Source organism: Rhodococcus sp. USK10, from assembly GCF_019378875.1.
GTDB lineage: Bacteria > Actinomycetota > Actinomycetes > Mycobacteriales > Mycobacteriaceae > Rhodococcus_F > Rhodococcus_F pseudokoreensis.
This window is the reverse complement of sequence record NZ_CP076048.1, coordinates 6,149,379-6,165,166: the sequence shown is the minus strand read 5'-3', so window position 1 is coordinate 6,165,166 and position 15,788 is coordinate 6,149,379. Positions and strand designations below refer to the sequence as shown.

Genomic DNA, 15,788 nt, shown 5'->3' with positions numbered 1-15,788 from the left:
TGACCGAATCCGGCGTGATCGACTCAGGCGAGCTGCTGACGCGGCGCCGCCACGTCGATTTCGCACTGGTGTGTACCTCGGGGTGTCCGATCTCCTGATCGGACCCGTCCCGGCGTGATGTTCTCCCACGCCGGGTTGTCTCTGCACACCCACGTTTTCGAAGGATTCGCATCTCGTGACCACTGCATCCGTTTCACATCTCACGTCCGTCATCAGCGCCACCCGCGACGCGGTGTCGCAGGATTCCGCGAACGCTCACGTCGTCTTCACCGCCTCCGCGCAGGCCCACGACGCCGTCGCGAGCACCGTCTCGCTCGGCAAGTACAGCGTCGAGGTGGACGAGCCGCCCGCGCTCGGCGGCGAGCACTCCGCCGCCAATCCCGTGGAGTACTACCTCGCTTCACTGCTCTCCTGCCAGGTGGTGACGTACCGCTTGTGGGCCGAGAAGCTCGGCGTGCGCGTCGACGACATCTCGGCGCGCGCGGAGGGCGACCTCGACGTGCGCGGGTTCTTCGGCTTCGACGACGCCGTCCGCCCCGGGTTCGGCGAGGTGCGCGTCGTCGTGACACTCACCGGCCCGGAACCGCGGGAGCGCTACCTCGAACTGCAGGAAGCGGTCGATGCGCACTGCCCCGTCCTCGACCTGACCCGCAATCCGACCCCGGTCCACACCGTGGTCGAAACACTCACCGGCGACAACTGATTCACCACATCCACTGCACCGAATACGGAGGACTCCACTCGTGACCGAGAGCATCGATCCCACCGCCAACTGGTCGTTCGAGACCAAGCAGATCCACGCCGGGCAGACGTCCGACGCGACCACCAAGGCGCGGGCGCTGCCGATCTACCAGACCACCTCGTACACGTTCGACAGCACCGACCATGCTGCCGCACTGTTCGGTCTGGCCGAGCCGGGCAACATCTATACCCGCATCATGAACCCCACCCAGGACGCGGTCGAGCAGCGCATCGCCGCCCTCGAAGGCGGCGTCGCCGCCCTGCTGCTGTCGTCGGGGCAGGCCGCGGAAACCTTTGCGGTACTGAACCTCGCGGAGGCAGGCGACCACATCGTCTCCAGCCCGTACCTGTATGGCGGCACGTACAACCTCTTCCACTACACGCTGCCGAAGCTCGGCATCGAGGTCTCGTTCGTCGAAGACCCGGACGACCTCGAGCAGTGGCGCAGTGCCATCCGCCCGAACACCAAGGCGTTCTACGGTGAGACGATCGCCAACCCGAAGAACCACATCCTGGACATCCCGGGAATCTCGAAGGTGGGTCACGACAATGGGATTCCGCTGATCGTCGACAACACGGTGGCCACACCGTATCTGCTGCAGCCGCTGAAGCACGGGGCGGACATCGTGGTGCACTCGGCCACCAAGTACCTCGGCGGCCACGGCACGGCGATCGCAGGCGTCATCGTCGACGGCGGCACGTTCGACTGGACCCAGGGCAGGCACGGCAATTTCACCACCCCGGATCCGAGTTACCACGGCGTCGTGTTCGCGGACCTCGGCGCCCCGGCCTACGCACTGAAGGCACGCGTGCAGTTGCTGCGCGACCTCGGCTCGGCGGTCGCCCCGTTCAACGCGTTCCTCATCGCCCAGGGCATCGAGACGCTCAGCCTGCGGGTGGAGCGGCACGTCGCCAACGCGCAGAAGGTCGCCGAGTTCCTCGAGGCGCGCGCGGACGTGACATCCGTGTCGTACGCGGGTCTGCCGTCCTCGCAGTGGCACGAGCGCGCACGGCAGCTCACCCCGAAGGGTCCGGGTGCGATCGTGACATTCGAACTCGCAGGCGGCGTCGACGCCGGCAAGAAGTTCGTCAACGCGCTCACCCTCCACAGCCACGTCGCGAACATCGGTGACGTGCGCTCGCTGGTGATCCACCCGGCGTCGACGACGCACTCGCAGCTCACCCCGGAGGAGCAGCTCGCTGCCGGTGTGACGCCCGGACTGGTCCGCCTCGCGGTCGGCATCGAGGGAATCGACGACATCCTCGCCGACCTCGAGACCGGATTTGCCGCGGCCGCAGTCTGATCCGATGCCGGGGGCCGAGACTCGGCCCCCGGCATTCAGATCATCGCGCGCATCATCCCCTGCGGTTCGCCGCCGAGCTGAGTGAGCGCGCTCGCGTGGTTGGTGGGTCCGGGCACGTGGACCGCGTGCGCGAGACCGGCGTGGGCGTCCCGCCAGAACCGTTGCATCGGAGTCTTGTAGTGCAGCGCGCCACCGCCTGCGCGCGCGAAGATCTCGTCGACGGCACGCACCGCACGCCAGGCCGCGGCGATCTGAGTGCGGCGTCCGATCGCACGCTCCTCGAACGTGACCTCCTTGCCCGCGTCGACCTTGTCGTAGAACCGGTCGGCGGTCTCGATGAGGGAGACCCGGGACGCATTGATCTCGGCGGCGGATTCTCCGATCGCACTGAGGACGTACGGGTCCTCCTTGATCTTCTGGCCCGTGATGGCGACACGGTCCTTCTGCACCGCGATGTGACAGGCCAGCGCGCCCTCGGTGATGCCGATGACGGCGGCGGTGATGCCGAGCGGGAACATGCAGGAGTAAGGCATGTTGAACAGCGGTTCCGGTCTGCCCGCCTCCTTCTGCGCCCGCCCGTCCATCACCTTCGACGCGTTCAACGTCCGGTAACCGGGGACGAACGCCCCTTCGACGATCAGGTCCTTGCTTCCCGTTCCGCGCAGTCCGATGACGTCCCACGTGTCCTCGACGATCTGATAGTCGGTGCGCGGCAGGATCACGTGCAGCGACGACGGCGGCAGCGCGATGCCGCCCTCACCGTCGCCGACCATCGCCCCGAGGAACGCCCACTGACAGTGGTCGGTGCCCGACGAGAACGACCACCGACCGTTCAGGACGTATCCGCCGTCGACCGGTGTCGCGACACCCATGGGCGCGTACGGCGACGCCATCCACGTGTCGTTGTCCTCGCCCCAGATCTCCTCCTGCACCCGCGGGGCGGCGAACGCCAGTTCCCACGGGTGCACGCCGACGATCCCGGCGACCCACCCGCTCGCGCCGTCGAGTGCGGCGATCCCCATCACGGTCTCGGCGAACTCGCGGGGGTGCACCTCGAGGCCGCCGTACAGCTTGGGCTGCAGCAGCCGGATCGCCCCGGAGTCACGCAGGAGGCCGGCGGCGGTGTCGGTGAGCCGGCAGTCCGCCTCCGACCGGACGGCTTGCCCGCGAATCTCCTCGGCGACGGCTTCGATTCTGTCGAGAACCTGACCCATCGGGACTCCCCTTCCGCCGTGACTGGAACACATCGTGAGTAGAACACGTTCTAGTCAATATAGCCCCGGCGTGCCGATTCGGAACCGATCCACGCTCCGCACTTGAAAGTTCGTAGCACCTAAATCTATAGTGCGGAGATACGAATCAGCAGGTAGATCCAGCGACCACGATCAGGAGCTCCGTGAGCATCGAGGCCCCCAGCCCTCTCCTCCCGCGCCGCAGGCGGTCCCGCAAGGGCAGTCTCCGAACAGTCGCGCTCCTCGGACCGGCCTTCGTGGCGGCCATCGCGTACGTCGACCCCGGCAACGTGGCCGCCAACCTCACCGCGGGCGCGAAGTACGGGTACCTGCTCGTCTGGGTCCTCGTGCTCGCCAATGCCATGGCCGTGCTGGTGCAATATCTGTCCGCCAAGCTCGGCCTCGTCACCGGCAAATCGCTGCCGGAGATGCTGGGCACGCGCCTGCGGACCGGCAACCGTCGCGCGTTCTGGTTGCAGGCGGAGGCGATGGCGATCGCCACCGACCTCGCCGAGGTGATCGGCGGCGCGATCGCGCTCAATCTCCTGTTCGGCGTCCCCCTGTTCGTCGGCGGCCTCATCACCGGCGTCGTGTCGATGGGCATCCTGTCGATCCAGAGCCGCCGCGGTCAGCGGACGTTCGAGTTCGTCGTCATCGGCCTCCTCACGATCATCACCGTCGGGTTCCTCACCGGACTCGCGTTCACCGACGTGTCGGGCCCGGACGCACTCGCCGGCCTCGTGCCACGATTCGAGGGCACCGAGACGGTGCTGCTCGCCGCGAGCATGCTCGGCGCCACCGTGATGCCGCACGCGATCTACCTCCACTCCGCCCTCGCCCGCGACCGGCACGGGAACGACCTCGAAGGCCCCCGCCTCGCGCGACTGCTGCGGGTGACGAAGTGGGACGTGGTCGGTGCGCTGATCGTGGCGGGTGCCGTGAACATCGGCATGCTGCTGCTCGCCGCGTCGGCCCTGCGCGGCATTCCCGGCACCGATTCGATCGACGGCGCGCACGCCGCCATCCAGAACTCGCTCGGCCCCACCGTCGCGGTCATCTTCGCCGTGGGCCTGCTGGCGTCCGGTCTGGCCTCCACGTCGATCGGCTGCGCGGCCGGCTCCGAGATCATGTACGGACTGCTGTCGATGCGCATTCCGCTGCTGCTGCGCCGGGTGGTCACCCTGATCCCCGCGCTGGTCGTGCTGGCGGCCGGCGTCGACCCCACGTTCGCGCTGGTCCTCAGTCAGGTGGTCCTCAGCCTGTGCATCCCGTTCGCAGTCGTCCCCCTCGTGCGGATGACGTCGGACCGCGACCTGATGGGCGTCCACCGCAACGCGACGGCCACCACGGTCGCCGCCTCGGTGGCGGCGGCGCTGATCGTCGTGCTCAACGTGTCGCTGCTCTGGCTGACGTTCACGGGTTGAGACCGGATCGTTCGTGCCGCGGCGCCCCGGACACGACACGCTGCAGCGCCTGCAGGTCTTCCGACAGCATCCGGAACATCCAGTAGGCCCCGAGGAACGCGACGACGCTGCCGACGCACAGGACGCGGAGCGCGACGATGACCCGAGGCATGTCCTCCGGGGGAATGAACGTGGCCCCCGCGACCCCGAGTAGCGGCACGGCGGCGGCCGCGGCGAGGAAGAACGTGCTGCGCCGCCCCAGCCGCCGCAGCATCCGGGCGTCCGAGGCACTGATCTCGCCATGCCGCAGGAAGACCGGGTAGAGGCAGCGCACGGCGTAGAAGTTCACGAAGAAGAACGGGTAGACCACGGCGATCGCCCCGCAGACCAGCTGTGACGCGGTGAAGTGGACGACGGTGTTCCACGGAACCTCACTGCCGCTCACCTCCAGCGTGATCGGCACGATGATGCCGGTGACCACCCACAGTCCGAGGCACAGCAGGGCGCACCGCTGGCCGAGCAGCAGAGTGTCCTTGCGGGCACGCGCGAGTTGCGCGCCGGAGTACACCCGCCCCCGGCGCAGACCGGCCGCGACCACCGTCAGGTAGATCACCATCGACACAGTGCCCACGGTCCCGATCAGGAACGCGATCGTGTAGTCGATCCGGGTGATCCGTACGAAGTTCTCCTGCGCGTCGGGCGGCAGCTTGCTGATGATCAGGGTGCTGTTGTGGTGGTAGCTGTAGAGGATGGCCAGGAAGTTGGGAACGGCGATGGCCAGGAACATGATCGGGTGCGTCCACCGGCGCATCCGCAGGCGCCGGCTCCCCGGCGGCGGGTCGACCAGATCGCGGGCGTGCGCGTCGAGGCAGACGTCGAGTTGCTGGGCGAGTTCGGCGCCGGAGGAGTACCGGTCCTTCGGTTCCGGTGCCAGCGATTTGAGCAGCACCCGCCGCAGCGCGTTCGGGCAGTCGGCGGGCAGTTCGCCCGCGGCCGGTTCGTCGTGTCCCCGGCGCCGCGCGAGCATCGCGTCGAGGGTGGTGCGATCGCCGGGCGGGTGGGAGTGCAACTCGGCGTCGCTGTCGTCGAAAGGTCTTGCACCGGTCAGCAACTCCCACAGGACGACGGCGAGTGAGTACAGGTCGCTGCGGGTGTCGAGGTCGCCGGGGGTGCCCGGCCGGTCCGGGTGGATCGCCTCGAGCTGTTCCGGTGACATGTAGGCCAGCGACCCGCCGAAGTAGGCGACCGGACTGGCACCGGCGATGTTGCCGCTGAAACTGATGTTGAAGTCGGCCAGCTTCGGGACGCCCTCCGCCGTCAGCAGCACGTTGGCCGGTTTGACGTCGCGGTGCAGTACGCCGTGCGCGCCCGCGTAGTCGAGCGCCTGCGCGAGCCTGCGGCCGAGCCAGGCCACCGTCTCGGGCCACGTCAGCGTCGCGATCTCCTGGCGCACCCCGGATTCGCTGGGCCGAATCTCGCCCCGGCCGACCAGCGCCCGGTCGATCGCGTCCAGCAGCACGGCGCCGCTGCGCGATTCCGGCGGCGTCTCCCGCACCCGCGCGACCACGTCGAGCAGCGTTCCCCCCGGCACGTACTGCATGTACAGCAGTCGCAGGTCGCGGCCCGCGAGGAGTCGCTGATCGAAGACCCGGACGATGTAGTCGTGGTCGAACTGGGCCAGGGTCTGCGGTTCGGTGCCGTGATCCTCGGAGATCTTCACCGCGACCATCCGCTGCAGCGACCGCTGCCGGGCGAGGAACACCCGCGCGAACGCGCCCCGGCCGAGGAGGGTCACGAGGTCGAAGTCGTCGATCCGACGACCCGCCTCGAGATCGTCGAGGGCGCCGGCATTCCCCGCGGACACCGTCGACGCCTGCTCCCCGTGTAGCAGGGTGCTCAGGTATTCGCCGGTGCCGAGCAGTTCTTCGAGTTCGTCCGCCTGCCCGGGAAAACTCACCGTGTACTCGCCGGCCTCGACCGGCTCGCCGCTGCGCCGCCGGATGTGGAACTCCTCGTACAGCAGGTCCGGCGGCAGCGGCCACCGTCGCAGTTCGGGCAGCTCCTCGCAGTATTGCGCCAGCCGTTTCGGGTGGTCGCCGCGCAGCCAGCGCTTCTCCAGGTCTACCTTGATCAGTTCGACGAGCGTGACCCGGCGGAGTGCTGGAGAGACGGGCAGATACGCGACCAGATCGGGTGCGGACGACGAGGACTCCCAGGCACTGGCGAAGCGCGCGACGGCGTCGCCGACCGCCGTGTCCGACACCCAGGCCTGCTCGGAAGCGGCCGGTGAACCTCGCCGGGAGGGCATGAAAGCCATGGTAGCTGGCCATGCCCGTCCGACTACTGCAGTTCCGACACCGGTGTCGACGGGTCGATGGTGACGCCGATCCGCGTCAGATTGCCGTGCAGCACTTGCCAGATCGACACCTCGAGGAACTCGGCGAGGTCGCCGCTGCCGAGCGGCGACTGCGGGTTGCTCAGCCACCGGTTGACGCTGGCATCGACGAGTCCCACCAATCCGAAGGCCAGCGACTCGGCCAGGTCGGAGTTGCCGGCGACCGCGTCGAGGACCGTCGCGAGCAGACCCGACAACTGGAGCGCGATCGCGGTCTTCGTGCCCGTCACCACACGCGAACCGGTGGTACGCCTGCTCGGGGATCCGGTGCCGAGGAACTGGTGGAGCCGCGGGTATTCCACGATCCACCGCAGGTACGTCTCGACCGCGCGCGCGATCGCCTCGCCGACGGTCCCCTCGGGGGTCAACGTGGGCGCGAGGTCCGCCATCAGCCGTTCGATGATGCGGCCGCGCAACTGCTCGTCGAGGTCGCCGCGATCGGTGAAGATCCGGTAGACCACCGACCGCGGTACGTCGGCGCGGTTCGCGATCTGCTGGACACCCACGTCGGGGCCGTCCTCGTTGATGGCCTCCATCGCGGCTTCGAGAATCCGGCTGCGGCGTTCCGCCTTGTGGTCCTCCCAGCGCGTGGCGCGGCCGTCACCCTGGGGCGACGCGGCGGTTTCCACTTTGTCCGGCATCGCCCATACGTTACCCATCGAACTGTTGACGGGACAGCCTGTCTCACACACTTTGGCGAGACAGGGTGTCGTACACATATTTTTCCGGACTCGGGATCCGCAATGGGCACTCGAATTTCGTCATCCCGACGCCGACGTCCGCTGGGCCGTAGTCGATTCCGCCAACGTCACCGTCACGCAACAGGACAGCACCGACGTGCTCCGCGGTTCGGCACGGATCACGGTCGCCGGCGTCCGGGTGGGCGCCGATCGGATCCTCGGCGGGCTCACCGAGTAGCGCGTCCGGTCCGTGGCCACCGTCATTCTCGGCGCGGAGGCGCTCGGCGTGATGTCCTGGTGCGTGTCCACCGCGTCCGAGTACGCGAAAACCCGCGTGCAGTTCGGGCGTCCGATCGGCCAGTTCCAGGGTGTCGAGCACAAGTGCGCGCACATGGGCATCGCTGTACATGTCGACGCCGGGCGTGACCGTCGGGCCGCTGCGCGAGATGACCGGGTCGGTCCTGTTCAACGAGGTCTTCCTCGACGACGTGTTCATCCCCTACGCGAACGTGGTCAGGAACATGAACGACGGCTGGAACGTGGCGCGCACGACGCTGGCCGGCGAGCGGGTGGCGCTGAGCCAGAAGATGGAGGCCTATGTGCCACCCCCGGGGGGCCGAGCGACAAGGCGATGGAGCTGTTGATCGCCGGCCGCGCCACCACCATCTACGGCGGCACCACCAAGGTGCAGCTCAACGTGATCGCCGAACGCATGCTCGGACCGCCGCGCGAGTAGTGCCTGCAGAGCGCCGGTGCCGCCGAGTGCACCGGCGAGCAACAGCAGCAACTGGACCACGTTGGTATTCACGTCAGGTGTCCTCTCGCGCCATGATCGTCCGAACCGCCGTTCGACCACTCGAGCGGGTGCTCGAACAGCGGCCTAATCGGACGGTTAGTTACGTTCCGCTTGTTCCCCGACCTGCGAGGGAAGCAGATCGCGCACGTAGAGACCGGGTGCGTCGCCCAGGACGGTGTGCTCGTCGCTGCCCAGGCGTGTACTGGCGGTGATTCGCTCGCCGGCCCGTTCGGAGACCCAGTCGGCCCACGGTTCCCACCAGCTGCCGGTCTTCTTCGTCGCCGCGTCGAGCCACGCCTCGGGATCGGGTCCCGGCTCGCCGCCTTCCCAGTAGTGCGACTTCGGGTTGCCGGGCGGGTTGACGAGGCTGGCGATGTGCCCGGAGAAGCTGAGCACGAACTTGCTGTCTCCCGACAGCAGCTGGGTTGTGCGGTAGCAGTTCTTCCACGATGTGAGGTGATCGGCGATCGCGCCGGAGACGAAGGTGGGCACGGTGATCCTGCCGAGGTCGACGGGTGTGCCGAGCGACGTCATCGCTCCCGGCGTTGCGAGGGAGTTGTCCTCGAAGATGTCGAGGAATTGGACGTGCAGCGCACCTGGCAGGTTGGTGCCGTCGGCGTTCCAGGCGAGAATGTCGAAGGCCGGTGGCGTGCGCCCCATGAGGTAGTTGTTGACCACGTAGTTGAAGACGAGATCGTTCGGGCGCATCCAGGTGAAGGCACTACCCATGTCGCGGGCGGAGATGATGCCGTTCCGCCGGGACCGACCCTTCACCAACTTCAGCAGACTCGGTCCCGAGAACGCCGCGAGCCCCGCCGGGTCCGCGAAATCGAGCATCGTCACGGCGTACGACATGCTGTGCACGCGGGTGTCCCCGGTGGCTGCGAGATGGTTGAGCAGCGCGGTGGTGATGAGGCCGCCGGCGCAGAACCCGATCACGTTGACGTCGTCGCTGCCGGTGATCTCCCGGACCTCGTCGATCGCGTCCGACACGCGTTGCGCGTACGTATCGAGATCCCAATCGCCCTGTTCTGCTTGCGGATTACGCCATGCCAGCATGAACGTCCGCAGACCCCGGGACACCGCGTGCTCGACGAAGCTGCGTCCGGGACGCAGGTCGAGGAAGTAGAAGCGGCCGATCGGCGGCGGCACCACGAGCACCGGCCGCTCGTACACGGTCTCCGTGGTCGGCGTGTACTGCAAGACCTCGGCGACCTCGTCGCGGGCGACGACGGCTCCCGGCGTCACGGCCAGATCGACGCCGACGGTGAAGGCATCGGGATCGACCATCTGCGGCATCCCACCGTTACGGCGCAGGTCGGAAACGTAGTTGCGGGCGCCGCGCACCAGGCTCATGCCGCCGGTGTCGAATGCCTCCTTCACGGCCGCCGGGTTGGTGGGCAAGTAGTTCGTCGGCGCGAGCGCGCTGGTGAGGACGGCCGACACGAACGCGGCTTCCTGCGCGCGACGCTGGTCGACCCGTCGGCCCCACTCCTCGACGACGCCGTCGATCGCGTCGACGGAAGCAAGGTAGGTCTGTTGCACGCGGTGGTAGAGGGGATTGCTCGTCCACGCCTGGTCGGTGAACCGCCGATCGCCCCCGTGCGGAGCCACCTCCGAGCGGCCCACCGCGATCTTCGTCAGTTCGCGCCCGAGGCGAAGGGACTCGTCGAGGACCACCCGGCCCTGCCCGACGGCACCCGCCACCGCGCTCACCGCGCTCCGCACGCCGAACCCGCCCGTGCGGTCCTGTCCATCGGGGGTGGCATCGGGTGTCACGAGTGCCACCTTCGTCTCCGCTGTCTTGGTCAACGGTTCTCCTCTGTCTGCACCTGGACCTGTCACCCCGTCGCGGGGATTCGTCCGGCGTAGACCGGATCATAAGCACCAAGAATAGTTACCCGCGCGTAATGAAAAATTTCGAGCAAGATCATCTTCGACATTCTTGGGACATATGTCGAAAATGGAAACAAGAGCCAAATTCTTGATCGAAATTCCGTCAGCGGTAACTGTTTTGGTGTCGCAGTCCACAGGCATGCGACACCGTGCGGGCACGGGAAAGAGTGTGGGATCAATTCGCGCGAAGCCGGCGTGTGCGTTACTGTCCGATCTCCGCGGGTGAGCCGGAAGAAATTCACCCATTCATCGACGGGGATCCATGAACACATCCACTTCGGCAGCGGGTGCCACCACCCACACACCGGCACGCAGTGTCACGATGGCGGAGCTGCCGGCGTTGGTCGGTACCCGGCTGGGTTCGTCCGGGACGATGGTGGTCACGCAGGATCGCATCGACACCTTCGCCGAGGCCACGGACGACCGTCAGTGGATTCACGTCGACCACGATCGTGCGCGGACCGGCCCGTTCGGCACCACGATCGCGCACGGGTACCTCACGCTCTCGCTCGCGGTCCCCCTGCTGTGGGAGATCTTCGAGGTGTCCGACTGCGACCAGGTCGTCAACTACGGGCTGAACAAGGTGCGGTTTCCGGCACCCGTTCCGGTGGATTCGATGCTGAGCGCGGTCGCCGACCTCGTGGCTGTCGAGCCGTGCACCGGCGGATATCAGGCCACCATCGCCCTCACCTTCGACGTTGCGGGCGGCAGCCGTCCGGTGTGCATCGCGGAGATGCTGCTTCGATTCCTCGCCGGTTAACCTGATGGAGTGGTCGACGAGGAAGCACGCTATCGCACCCTGGGGGAACTGATCAGGCGACAGCGGGAGCTGGCCGAGCTCCCGATGCGGCAGTTCGCCGCGATGGTCGGCATCTCCAATCCATATCTCTCCCAGATCGAGCGCAACCTCCGCGAACCGAGCGAGCGGGTGCTCGACGCGATCGCCGAGCATCTGCAGATGTCGACCGACATGCTGCTCGGGCAGCTCCCTGACGAACCTCGAGCCGTGTCCGGGGTCGCCACCGCGATCGATCAGGACCCCGACCTGACGAACGCACAGCGCAAGGCCCTCGTGGAGATGTACGAGGCGTTCCGCGAGGTCACCCGAGGCAAGCGCAAGCGGGGACGGCCGGCGGCGGGCGACGACTCAGGCGTCGACGACTGACAGGTCCCCCGCCGACGACGGATTCTCGCGTCCAACCGTGGCGACGCCGTCGACGATACGAAATGTCATGAGCGTGGGGACGGACCGGACGGCGATCGCCCACGGCGTCCATCGGGGACAACCGTGGGCGCTCGGGATCGCGGCTTACTTCAGCAGTTCACGGGCCGCAGACGTCGCCGCGGCACTCACCTCCCGCACGAGCGTGGCCTGGGCGCGGGTGACGGTACCGATCCACTCGAAGGTGCTCGCGTCGGCGAGGTTGGTGTGGAAGTCGAGGCTGCTGTCGAGAGCCTTCTCGTATGTGTCCAGCGACAGGTTGCCTGCCTTCTTGGCGGCGTCGACGACCTGCGAGCCGACGGACTTGGCCTCCGTCTTCGCGTTGGTGGACTTGGGATTCGGGGTGGGGGTGGTCATGGTGGTCTCCTTCGCGACTCGGTTGTTAGCAAAAATAGCACAGTGATTGCTAACGAACCGGAGTGCGGCGACGGGGACCTATCCGCGATCGGTGCCCGGCGGGAAACCACCGGTCGCGATGGGCCCCCACTCGTCGATGGTGATCCGGATCAGGCTCTTGTTCTGCTTCCGCATGGCGTCCCGGTACTCGTCCCAGTCGGGATGCTCGCCGGAGATGCCGCGGAAGTACTCCACCAGCGGTTCGAGCGCGTCGGGCAGGTCCAGCACCTCGGCCGTGCCGTCGATCTGCACGTACGCGCCGTTGAACTCGTCGGACAGCACGCACACGCTCACGGCGGCGTCGTGCCGCACGTTCGCGGCCTTGGCGCGCTGCGGGTAGGTGGCGACGACGATCCGGCCCTCCGAGTCGAGTCCCGACGTGACCGGGGAGATCTGCAGGCCGCCGGAGCGTTTCCGGGTGATCAGCACGCTGCGATGGCGCGGGCGGACGAAGTCGAGCAACTCTTCCCTCGTGACACGGTCTGCGGTGGCGACGGCCATGGTGCACCTCTCCTCTGCTGCGGTGGTTCTTCCCGGACCCACCTTAGGCCCCGGGCCAGTCCTCAGACGTCTGAGGACTGTGCTAGCGTCGCCCCATGGCCGCACGTCCCACCCTCCGCAGCGGACCGCTGGTCCCCCAGCTCGAGGAACTCCTCACCTCCCGGATCCGGGACGGCGAGTGGACGCTCGGCACCCGCATCCCCAGCGAGGCCGAACTGGCCACCGAACTGGGCGTCGGCCGGTCCTCCGTCCGCGAAGCCGTTCGCCTGCTCGCCCGCGACGGCCTGCTCGACGTGCGGCACGGCGTCGGCACGTTCGTCGCGCAACCCCCCACGAGCGGTGCGGGCCTCGGGAAGCTGCTGCGCCGCGCCCGACTGCTCGAGGTGTACGAGGTGAGACGCGCCCTCGAGATCGAGGCCGCCCGGCTCGCCGCGGAACGCGCACGCCCCGAGGACCTCCGGCGGCTGCGCGAACAGCTGTCCACCCGGCACGACAGCACCACCTCGTCGACCGCCGTCTTCGTCGCCGCCGACCTCGACTTCCACGCCGCCATCCTCGAGATCGCCGGCAACTCGATCCTGTCCGCCCTGTTCGATTCGATCCGGCCGCTCCTCGTCGACGCGCTGGCCGAACTCGTCGACCACGAACCGGGACGGCCCGACACCAGCTGCGCCCACGACGATCTGGTGCGCGCACTCGAATCCGGCGACGCCGAGGCGGCCGTCGCCGCCACCGCCGCCAACCTCGACCCGACCATGTCGATTCTGCGGAAAGGCGGAAATCAGTGACCACCCCCGATTCGGTCGTCAGCATCGAACACGTCGACCTCGTGCGGAGCGGACGGTATCTGCTCAGCGACATCAGCCTCCGCATCGAACGCGGCCAGCACTGGGTGTTGCTCGGCGCGAACGGCGCTGGCAAGAGCACGATGCTGAGCATGCTCGGCGCCGTCGCACACCCGACGCGCGGCACCGTCCGCGTCCTCGGCCACCAGCTGGGCCGCGTCGACATGCGCGAATTGCGCGCCCACATCGGGCACGTGAACCCGCGCTACCGGATCGACGCACCTCTGACGGTGCGCGACGTCGTGCTCACCGGCCTCACCAACACACCCGACTTCCCGCCGCGATGGTCGCCGGCTGCGGAGCAGATCGCCCGCGCCGACGAACTGGTCGCCTCTCTCGGCATGCAAAGGCACGCGGACGCCCTGTGGCCCAACCTGTCCCAGGGTGAGCGCGGCCGCGCCCTCATCGCACGGGCCCTGATGGCGGAACCGCAACTCCTCCTGCTCGACGAGCCCGCCACCGGACTCGATCTCGCGGCGCGCGAACAACTCCTCACCGCCCTCGACGAACTGCGCGAACGCTACCCCAGCCTCGCCAGCATCCTCGTCACCCACCACCTCGAGGAAATCCCCACCACCACGACCCACGCCGTCCTCATCCGCGACGGCCGCGTCATCGCACAGGGCGACGTCGCGGACGTCCTCACCACCGCCGCCATCAGCGAATGCTTCGACCACCCCATCGAGATCCACCGGCAACGCGGCCGGTGGATCGCGCAGACGCGGGTGCCCGAGCCGGTCGGCTAGCCCGGCTGCGGGCCGTCATTCGCCACAGCCGCACACGGATTGGTCAGATTCCCGCGCAATTGCGCGTGATTCCAGCAAATCGGTCCGCAAACAGCGCACGGGGACCCGGCTACTCGCACGCACCGACGGGATGCGCGGCCAGCAATTCCTTCGCGCGACTGTGGGCCGCGTTGTACTCGTACCACTCCGACTCGCCGCTGACCTGCCGGTCGAGTCGGTACAGGGCGCAGGACCGTTCGGGTTCCGGCAGCCGGTCGAGGGCGGGGACGGCGTCGACGGACAGCGAACCGAGGTAGCTCACGTCGATTCGCCCGGTGTCACCGAACCGCTCCACGTTCTTCCTGGCCACGTACGCGTCCGGGTCGATCGCGGCGACCAGCAGCACCCCGGCCACCGCGGACGCCAGGACGGCGCGGGGCAGCCACCGCCCCGACAACCGCACGCCCGCCGCGATCAGCAGCACGAACACCAGACCCAGCCACAGCTCGGTCACCAGCACCGTCACCCGCAGCCGCGTGTACCCGTACTGGCTCTCGTACAACGACATCCGGTGAATCGCCGACGCGACGACGACGAGCGACAAACCGCACAGCAGTCCGAGCAGCACCCGCACGAGCACCCGGTCCGCGACCTCCACCCGCGACGCCTTCCGCACCGCGACGGCGATCACCAGCAGCGTCAGCGCGGTCACCGCCAGCAACTGCCAGAAACCCTGTCGCGCGTATTCGGCGTACGTCAGGTCCGCCGTGGTCAGCACGTGCGTGTTCCCGCCGAACAGCACCGTCAGCTGCACCGCGACGAATCCGAGGAACAGCAGATCCAGCAGTGCCACCGGGATCGCCCACTCCCACCGGGCAACCGGGTGTCCCGGCCGCGGGGCGAGCGCATCGACGCGGGGTGTTCGCCGCAGCAGGTACGCGGCCCCCAGGGTCCCGCCGCACACCAGAACGCCGAGCACGAACCTCCCGAACGGATTCGACACGTGGACGGTCGGAGCGGCCCGGCCGAGCAGTGCGGCGAAACTCGCGTCCGCGCCGGCGAACAGCGAACCGAATACCAGCAGCAATACGACCGTCACGGCGGCAACCCCGAACACCCGGCTCACGGGCACCGTCCCGGTCGCGTGCCACCGCCGCGCGCCCCGGCGCGTCCACCGCACCACCCGCAGCGGAGTGAACCACAACGCGAACGACCCGGCAGCCAGACCCGCCCACGTGCGTCCGCCGACGAGGGCGAACGATCCCACCACCCAACTCAGCGCCACGCAGACCGCGGCGAGCCAGCCCGCACCGCGCACACTGAGCACCGCCAGCAGGGCGAGGGCGCCGAGGATCGCGGCGGCCTGCGTGGCTGTCGGCATCGTTCTGCGCGTCGCGAACACGGCGACCGCCACCACTGTGCCGGTCAGGACGTACCCGAGACCGACCACCGTGACCTGCAGGGTCAGGGCCGCGACGACACCCGCCGCCACTGCCGCGAGAACGATCGGGCGCGGCGCCATCGACGTCCGGTCGCGGCGCCAGGCCTGTCTCGGCCAGAAGTCGCGTCGGGTGGGCTCTGCGGGTTGCGGGGGTGCGATGGTCATGGATCCCTCCCTGGTTGTCGCTGCCGGATGAAGGCAGGCGTCATCG

14 protein-coding genes and 1 pseudogene are annotated in these 15,788 nt (G+C 68.2%); 8 read left to right on the top strand and 7 right to left on the bottom strand.

Translation table 11 applies throughout. From position 1 onward, the window contains the following. Positions 1–175 precede the first annotated feature (175 nt). Both I1A62_RS35565 and I1A62_RS35560 read left to right on the top strand, forming a co-directional pair. Entirely contained in the window at positions 176–703 is a 528-nt protein-coding gene (locus I1A62_RS35565) for an OsmC family protein (protein ID WP_124395030.1), read from the top strand. 40 nt (positions 704–743) lie between these two features. After that, positions 744–2,045: a bifunctional o-acetylhomoserine/o-acetylserine sulfhydrylase gene (locus I1A62_RS35560; RefSeq protein WP_219456913.1), complete on the top strand. Its 1,302-nt coding sequence runs from the start codon at positions 744–746 to the stop codon at positions 2,043–2,045. A gap of 35 nt (positions 2,046–2,080) precedes the next feature. Here I1A62_RS35560 and I1A62_RS35555 read toward each other — a convergent pair whose 3' ends face one another. Further along, positions 2,081–3,259, bottom strand: coding sequence for a hydroxylase (locus I1A62_RS35555; protein ID WP_219456912.1), 1,179 nt, complete (start codon positions 3,257–3,259; stop codon positions 2,081–2,083). Between the two features lie 182 nt (positions 3,260–3,441). Between I1A62_RS35555 and I1A62_RS35550 the strand changes: the two genes are divergently transcribed. Beyond that, positions 3,442–4,701, top strand: coding sequence for an Nramp family divalent metal transporter (locus I1A62_RS35550; protein ID WP_219456911.1), 1,260 nt, complete (start codon positions 3,442–3,444; stop codon positions 4,699–4,701). Here the strand turns inward: I1A62_RS35550 and I1A62_RS35545 are convergent. Continuing rightward, a complete protein-coding gene (locus I1A62_RS35545; RefSeq protein WP_225858401.1) occupies positions 4,691–6,997 on the bottom strand; it encodes a serine/threonine-protein kinase in 2,307 nt (768 codons plus the stop codon). The two genes, I1A62_RS35550 and I1A62_RS35545, sit on opposite strands and share 11 nt — an antisense overlap. A gap of 23 nt (positions 6,998–7,020) precedes the next feature. Further along, positions 7,021–7,716 carry a TetR/AcrR family transcriptional regulator gene (locus tag I1A62_RS35540; protein ID WP_124395026.1) on the bottom strand — a complete coding sequence of 232 codons (696 nt, stop codon included), beginning with the start codon at positions 7,714–7,716 and terminating at the stop codon, positions 7,021–7,023. Positions 7,717–7,849: 133 nt separating this feature from the next. Here I1A62_RS35540 and I1A62_RS35535 point away from each other — a divergent pair. Then, positions 7,850–8,491: pseudogene (locus I1A62_RS35535) on the top strand (acyl-CoA dehydrogenase family protein); the annotation flags it as partial. Positions 8,492–8,647: 156 nt separating this feature from the next. On the opposite strand, the gene I1A62_RS35530 reads toward I1A62_RS35535, so the two are convergent. Beyond that, positions 8,648–10,363 carry an alpha/beta hydrolase gene (locus tag I1A62_RS35530; protein ID WP_225858400.1) on the bottom strand — a complete coding sequence of 572 codons (1,716 nt, stop codon included), beginning with the start codon at positions 10,361–10,363 and terminating at the stop codon, positions 8,648–8,650. Between the two features lie 346 nt (positions 10,364–10,709). Between I1A62_RS35530 and I1A62_RS35525 the strand changes: the two genes are divergently transcribed. Next, positions 10,710–11,207 (top strand): MaoC family dehydratase, encoded by a 498-nt coding sequence (locus tag I1A62_RS35525; RefSeq protein WP_225858399.1) that lies wholly within the window; start codon positions 10,710–10,712, stop codon positions 11,205–11,207. Between the two features lie 9 nt (positions 11,208–11,216). Then, positions 11,217–11,612 carry a helix-turn-helix domain-containing protein gene (locus tag I1A62_RS35520; RefSeq protein WP_124395020.1) on the top strand — a complete coding sequence of 132 codons (396 nt, stop codon included), beginning with the start codon at positions 11,217–11,219 and terminating at the stop codon, positions 11,610–11,612. 144 nt (positions 11,613–11,756) lie between these two features. On the opposite strand, the gene I1A62_RS35515 is transcribed toward I1A62_RS35520, so the two are convergent. Together I1A62_RS35515 and I1A62_RS35510 are read right to left on the bottom strand one after the other, a co-directional pair. Further along, positions 11,757–12,026, bottom strand: a complete 270-nt coding sequence (locus I1A62_RS35515) for a hypothetical protein (protein ID WP_124395019.1) — start codon at positions 12,024–12,026, stop codon at positions 11,757–11,759. Between the two features lie 78 nt (positions 12,027–12,104). Next, complete coding sequence (locus tag I1A62_RS35510; protein ID WP_219456910.1) at positions 12,105–12,566, bottom strand: PPOX class F420-dependent oxidoreductase; 462 nt, start codon at positions 12,564–12,566, stop codon at positions 12,105–12,107. A 95-nt stretch (positions 12,567–12,661) separates the two neighbouring features. Here I1A62_RS35510 and I1A62_RS35505 point away from each other — a divergent pair, with 95 nt between their 5' ends. After that, positions 12,662–13,354 (top strand): FadR/GntR family transcriptional regulator, encoded by a 693-nt coding sequence (locus tag I1A62_RS35505; protein ID WP_124395017.1) that lies wholly within the window; start codon positions 12,662–12,664, stop codon positions 13,352–13,354. Beyond that, positions 13,351–14,157 (top strand): ABC transporter ATP-binding protein, encoded by an 807-nt coding sequence (locus I1A62_RS35500; protein ID WP_219456909.1) that lies wholly within the window; start codon positions 13,351–13,353, stop codon positions 14,155–14,157. The genes I1A62_RS35505 and I1A62_RS35500 overlap by 4 nt, the downstream gene beginning before the upstream one ends. Positions 14,158–14,266: 109 nt before the next feature. On the opposite strand, the gene I1A62_RS35495 is transcribed toward I1A62_RS35500, so the two are convergent. Continuing rightward, positions 14,267–15,742, bottom strand: a complete 1,476-nt coding sequence (locus tag I1A62_RS35495; protein ID WP_219456908.1) for a DUF4153 domain-containing protein — start codon at positions 15,740–15,742, stop codon at positions 14,267–14,269. Between the last annotated feature and the right edge of the window lie 46 nt (positions 15,743–15,788).

Coding starts and splice junctions, on each gene's coding strand:
- I1A62_RS35555 (WP_219456912.1), bottom strand. CDS start 3,259: ATGGGTCAGGTTCTCGACAGAATCGAAGCCGTCGCCGAGGAGATTCGC.
- I1A62_RS35545 (WP_225858401.1), bottom strand. CDS start 6,997: ATGGCTTTCATGCCCTCCCGGCGAGGTTCACCGGCCGCTTCCGAGCAG.
- I1A62_RS35540 (WP_124395026.1), bottom strand. CDS start 7,716: ATGCCGGACAAAGTGGAAACCGCCGCGTCGCCCCAGGGTGACGGCCGC.
- I1A62_RS35525 (WP_225858399.1), top strand. CDS start 10,710: ATGAACACATCCACTTCGGCAGCGGGTGCCACCACCCACACACCGGCA.
- I1A62_RS35515 (WP_124395019.1), bottom strand. CDS start 12,026: ATGACCACCCCCACCCCGAATCCCAAGTCCACCAACGCGAAGACGGAG.
- I1A62_RS35510 (WP_219456910.1), bottom strand. CDS start 12,566: ATGGCCGTCGCCACCGCAGACCGTGTCACGAGGGAAGAGTTGCTCGAC.
- I1A62_RS35505 (WP_124395017.1), top strand. CDS start 12,662: ATGGCCGCACGTCCCACCCTCCGCAGCGGACCGCTGGTCCCCCAGCTC.
- I1A62_RS35495 (WP_219456908.1), bottom strand. CDS start 15,742: ATGACCATCGCACCCCCGCAACCCGCAGAGCCCACCCGACGCGACTTC.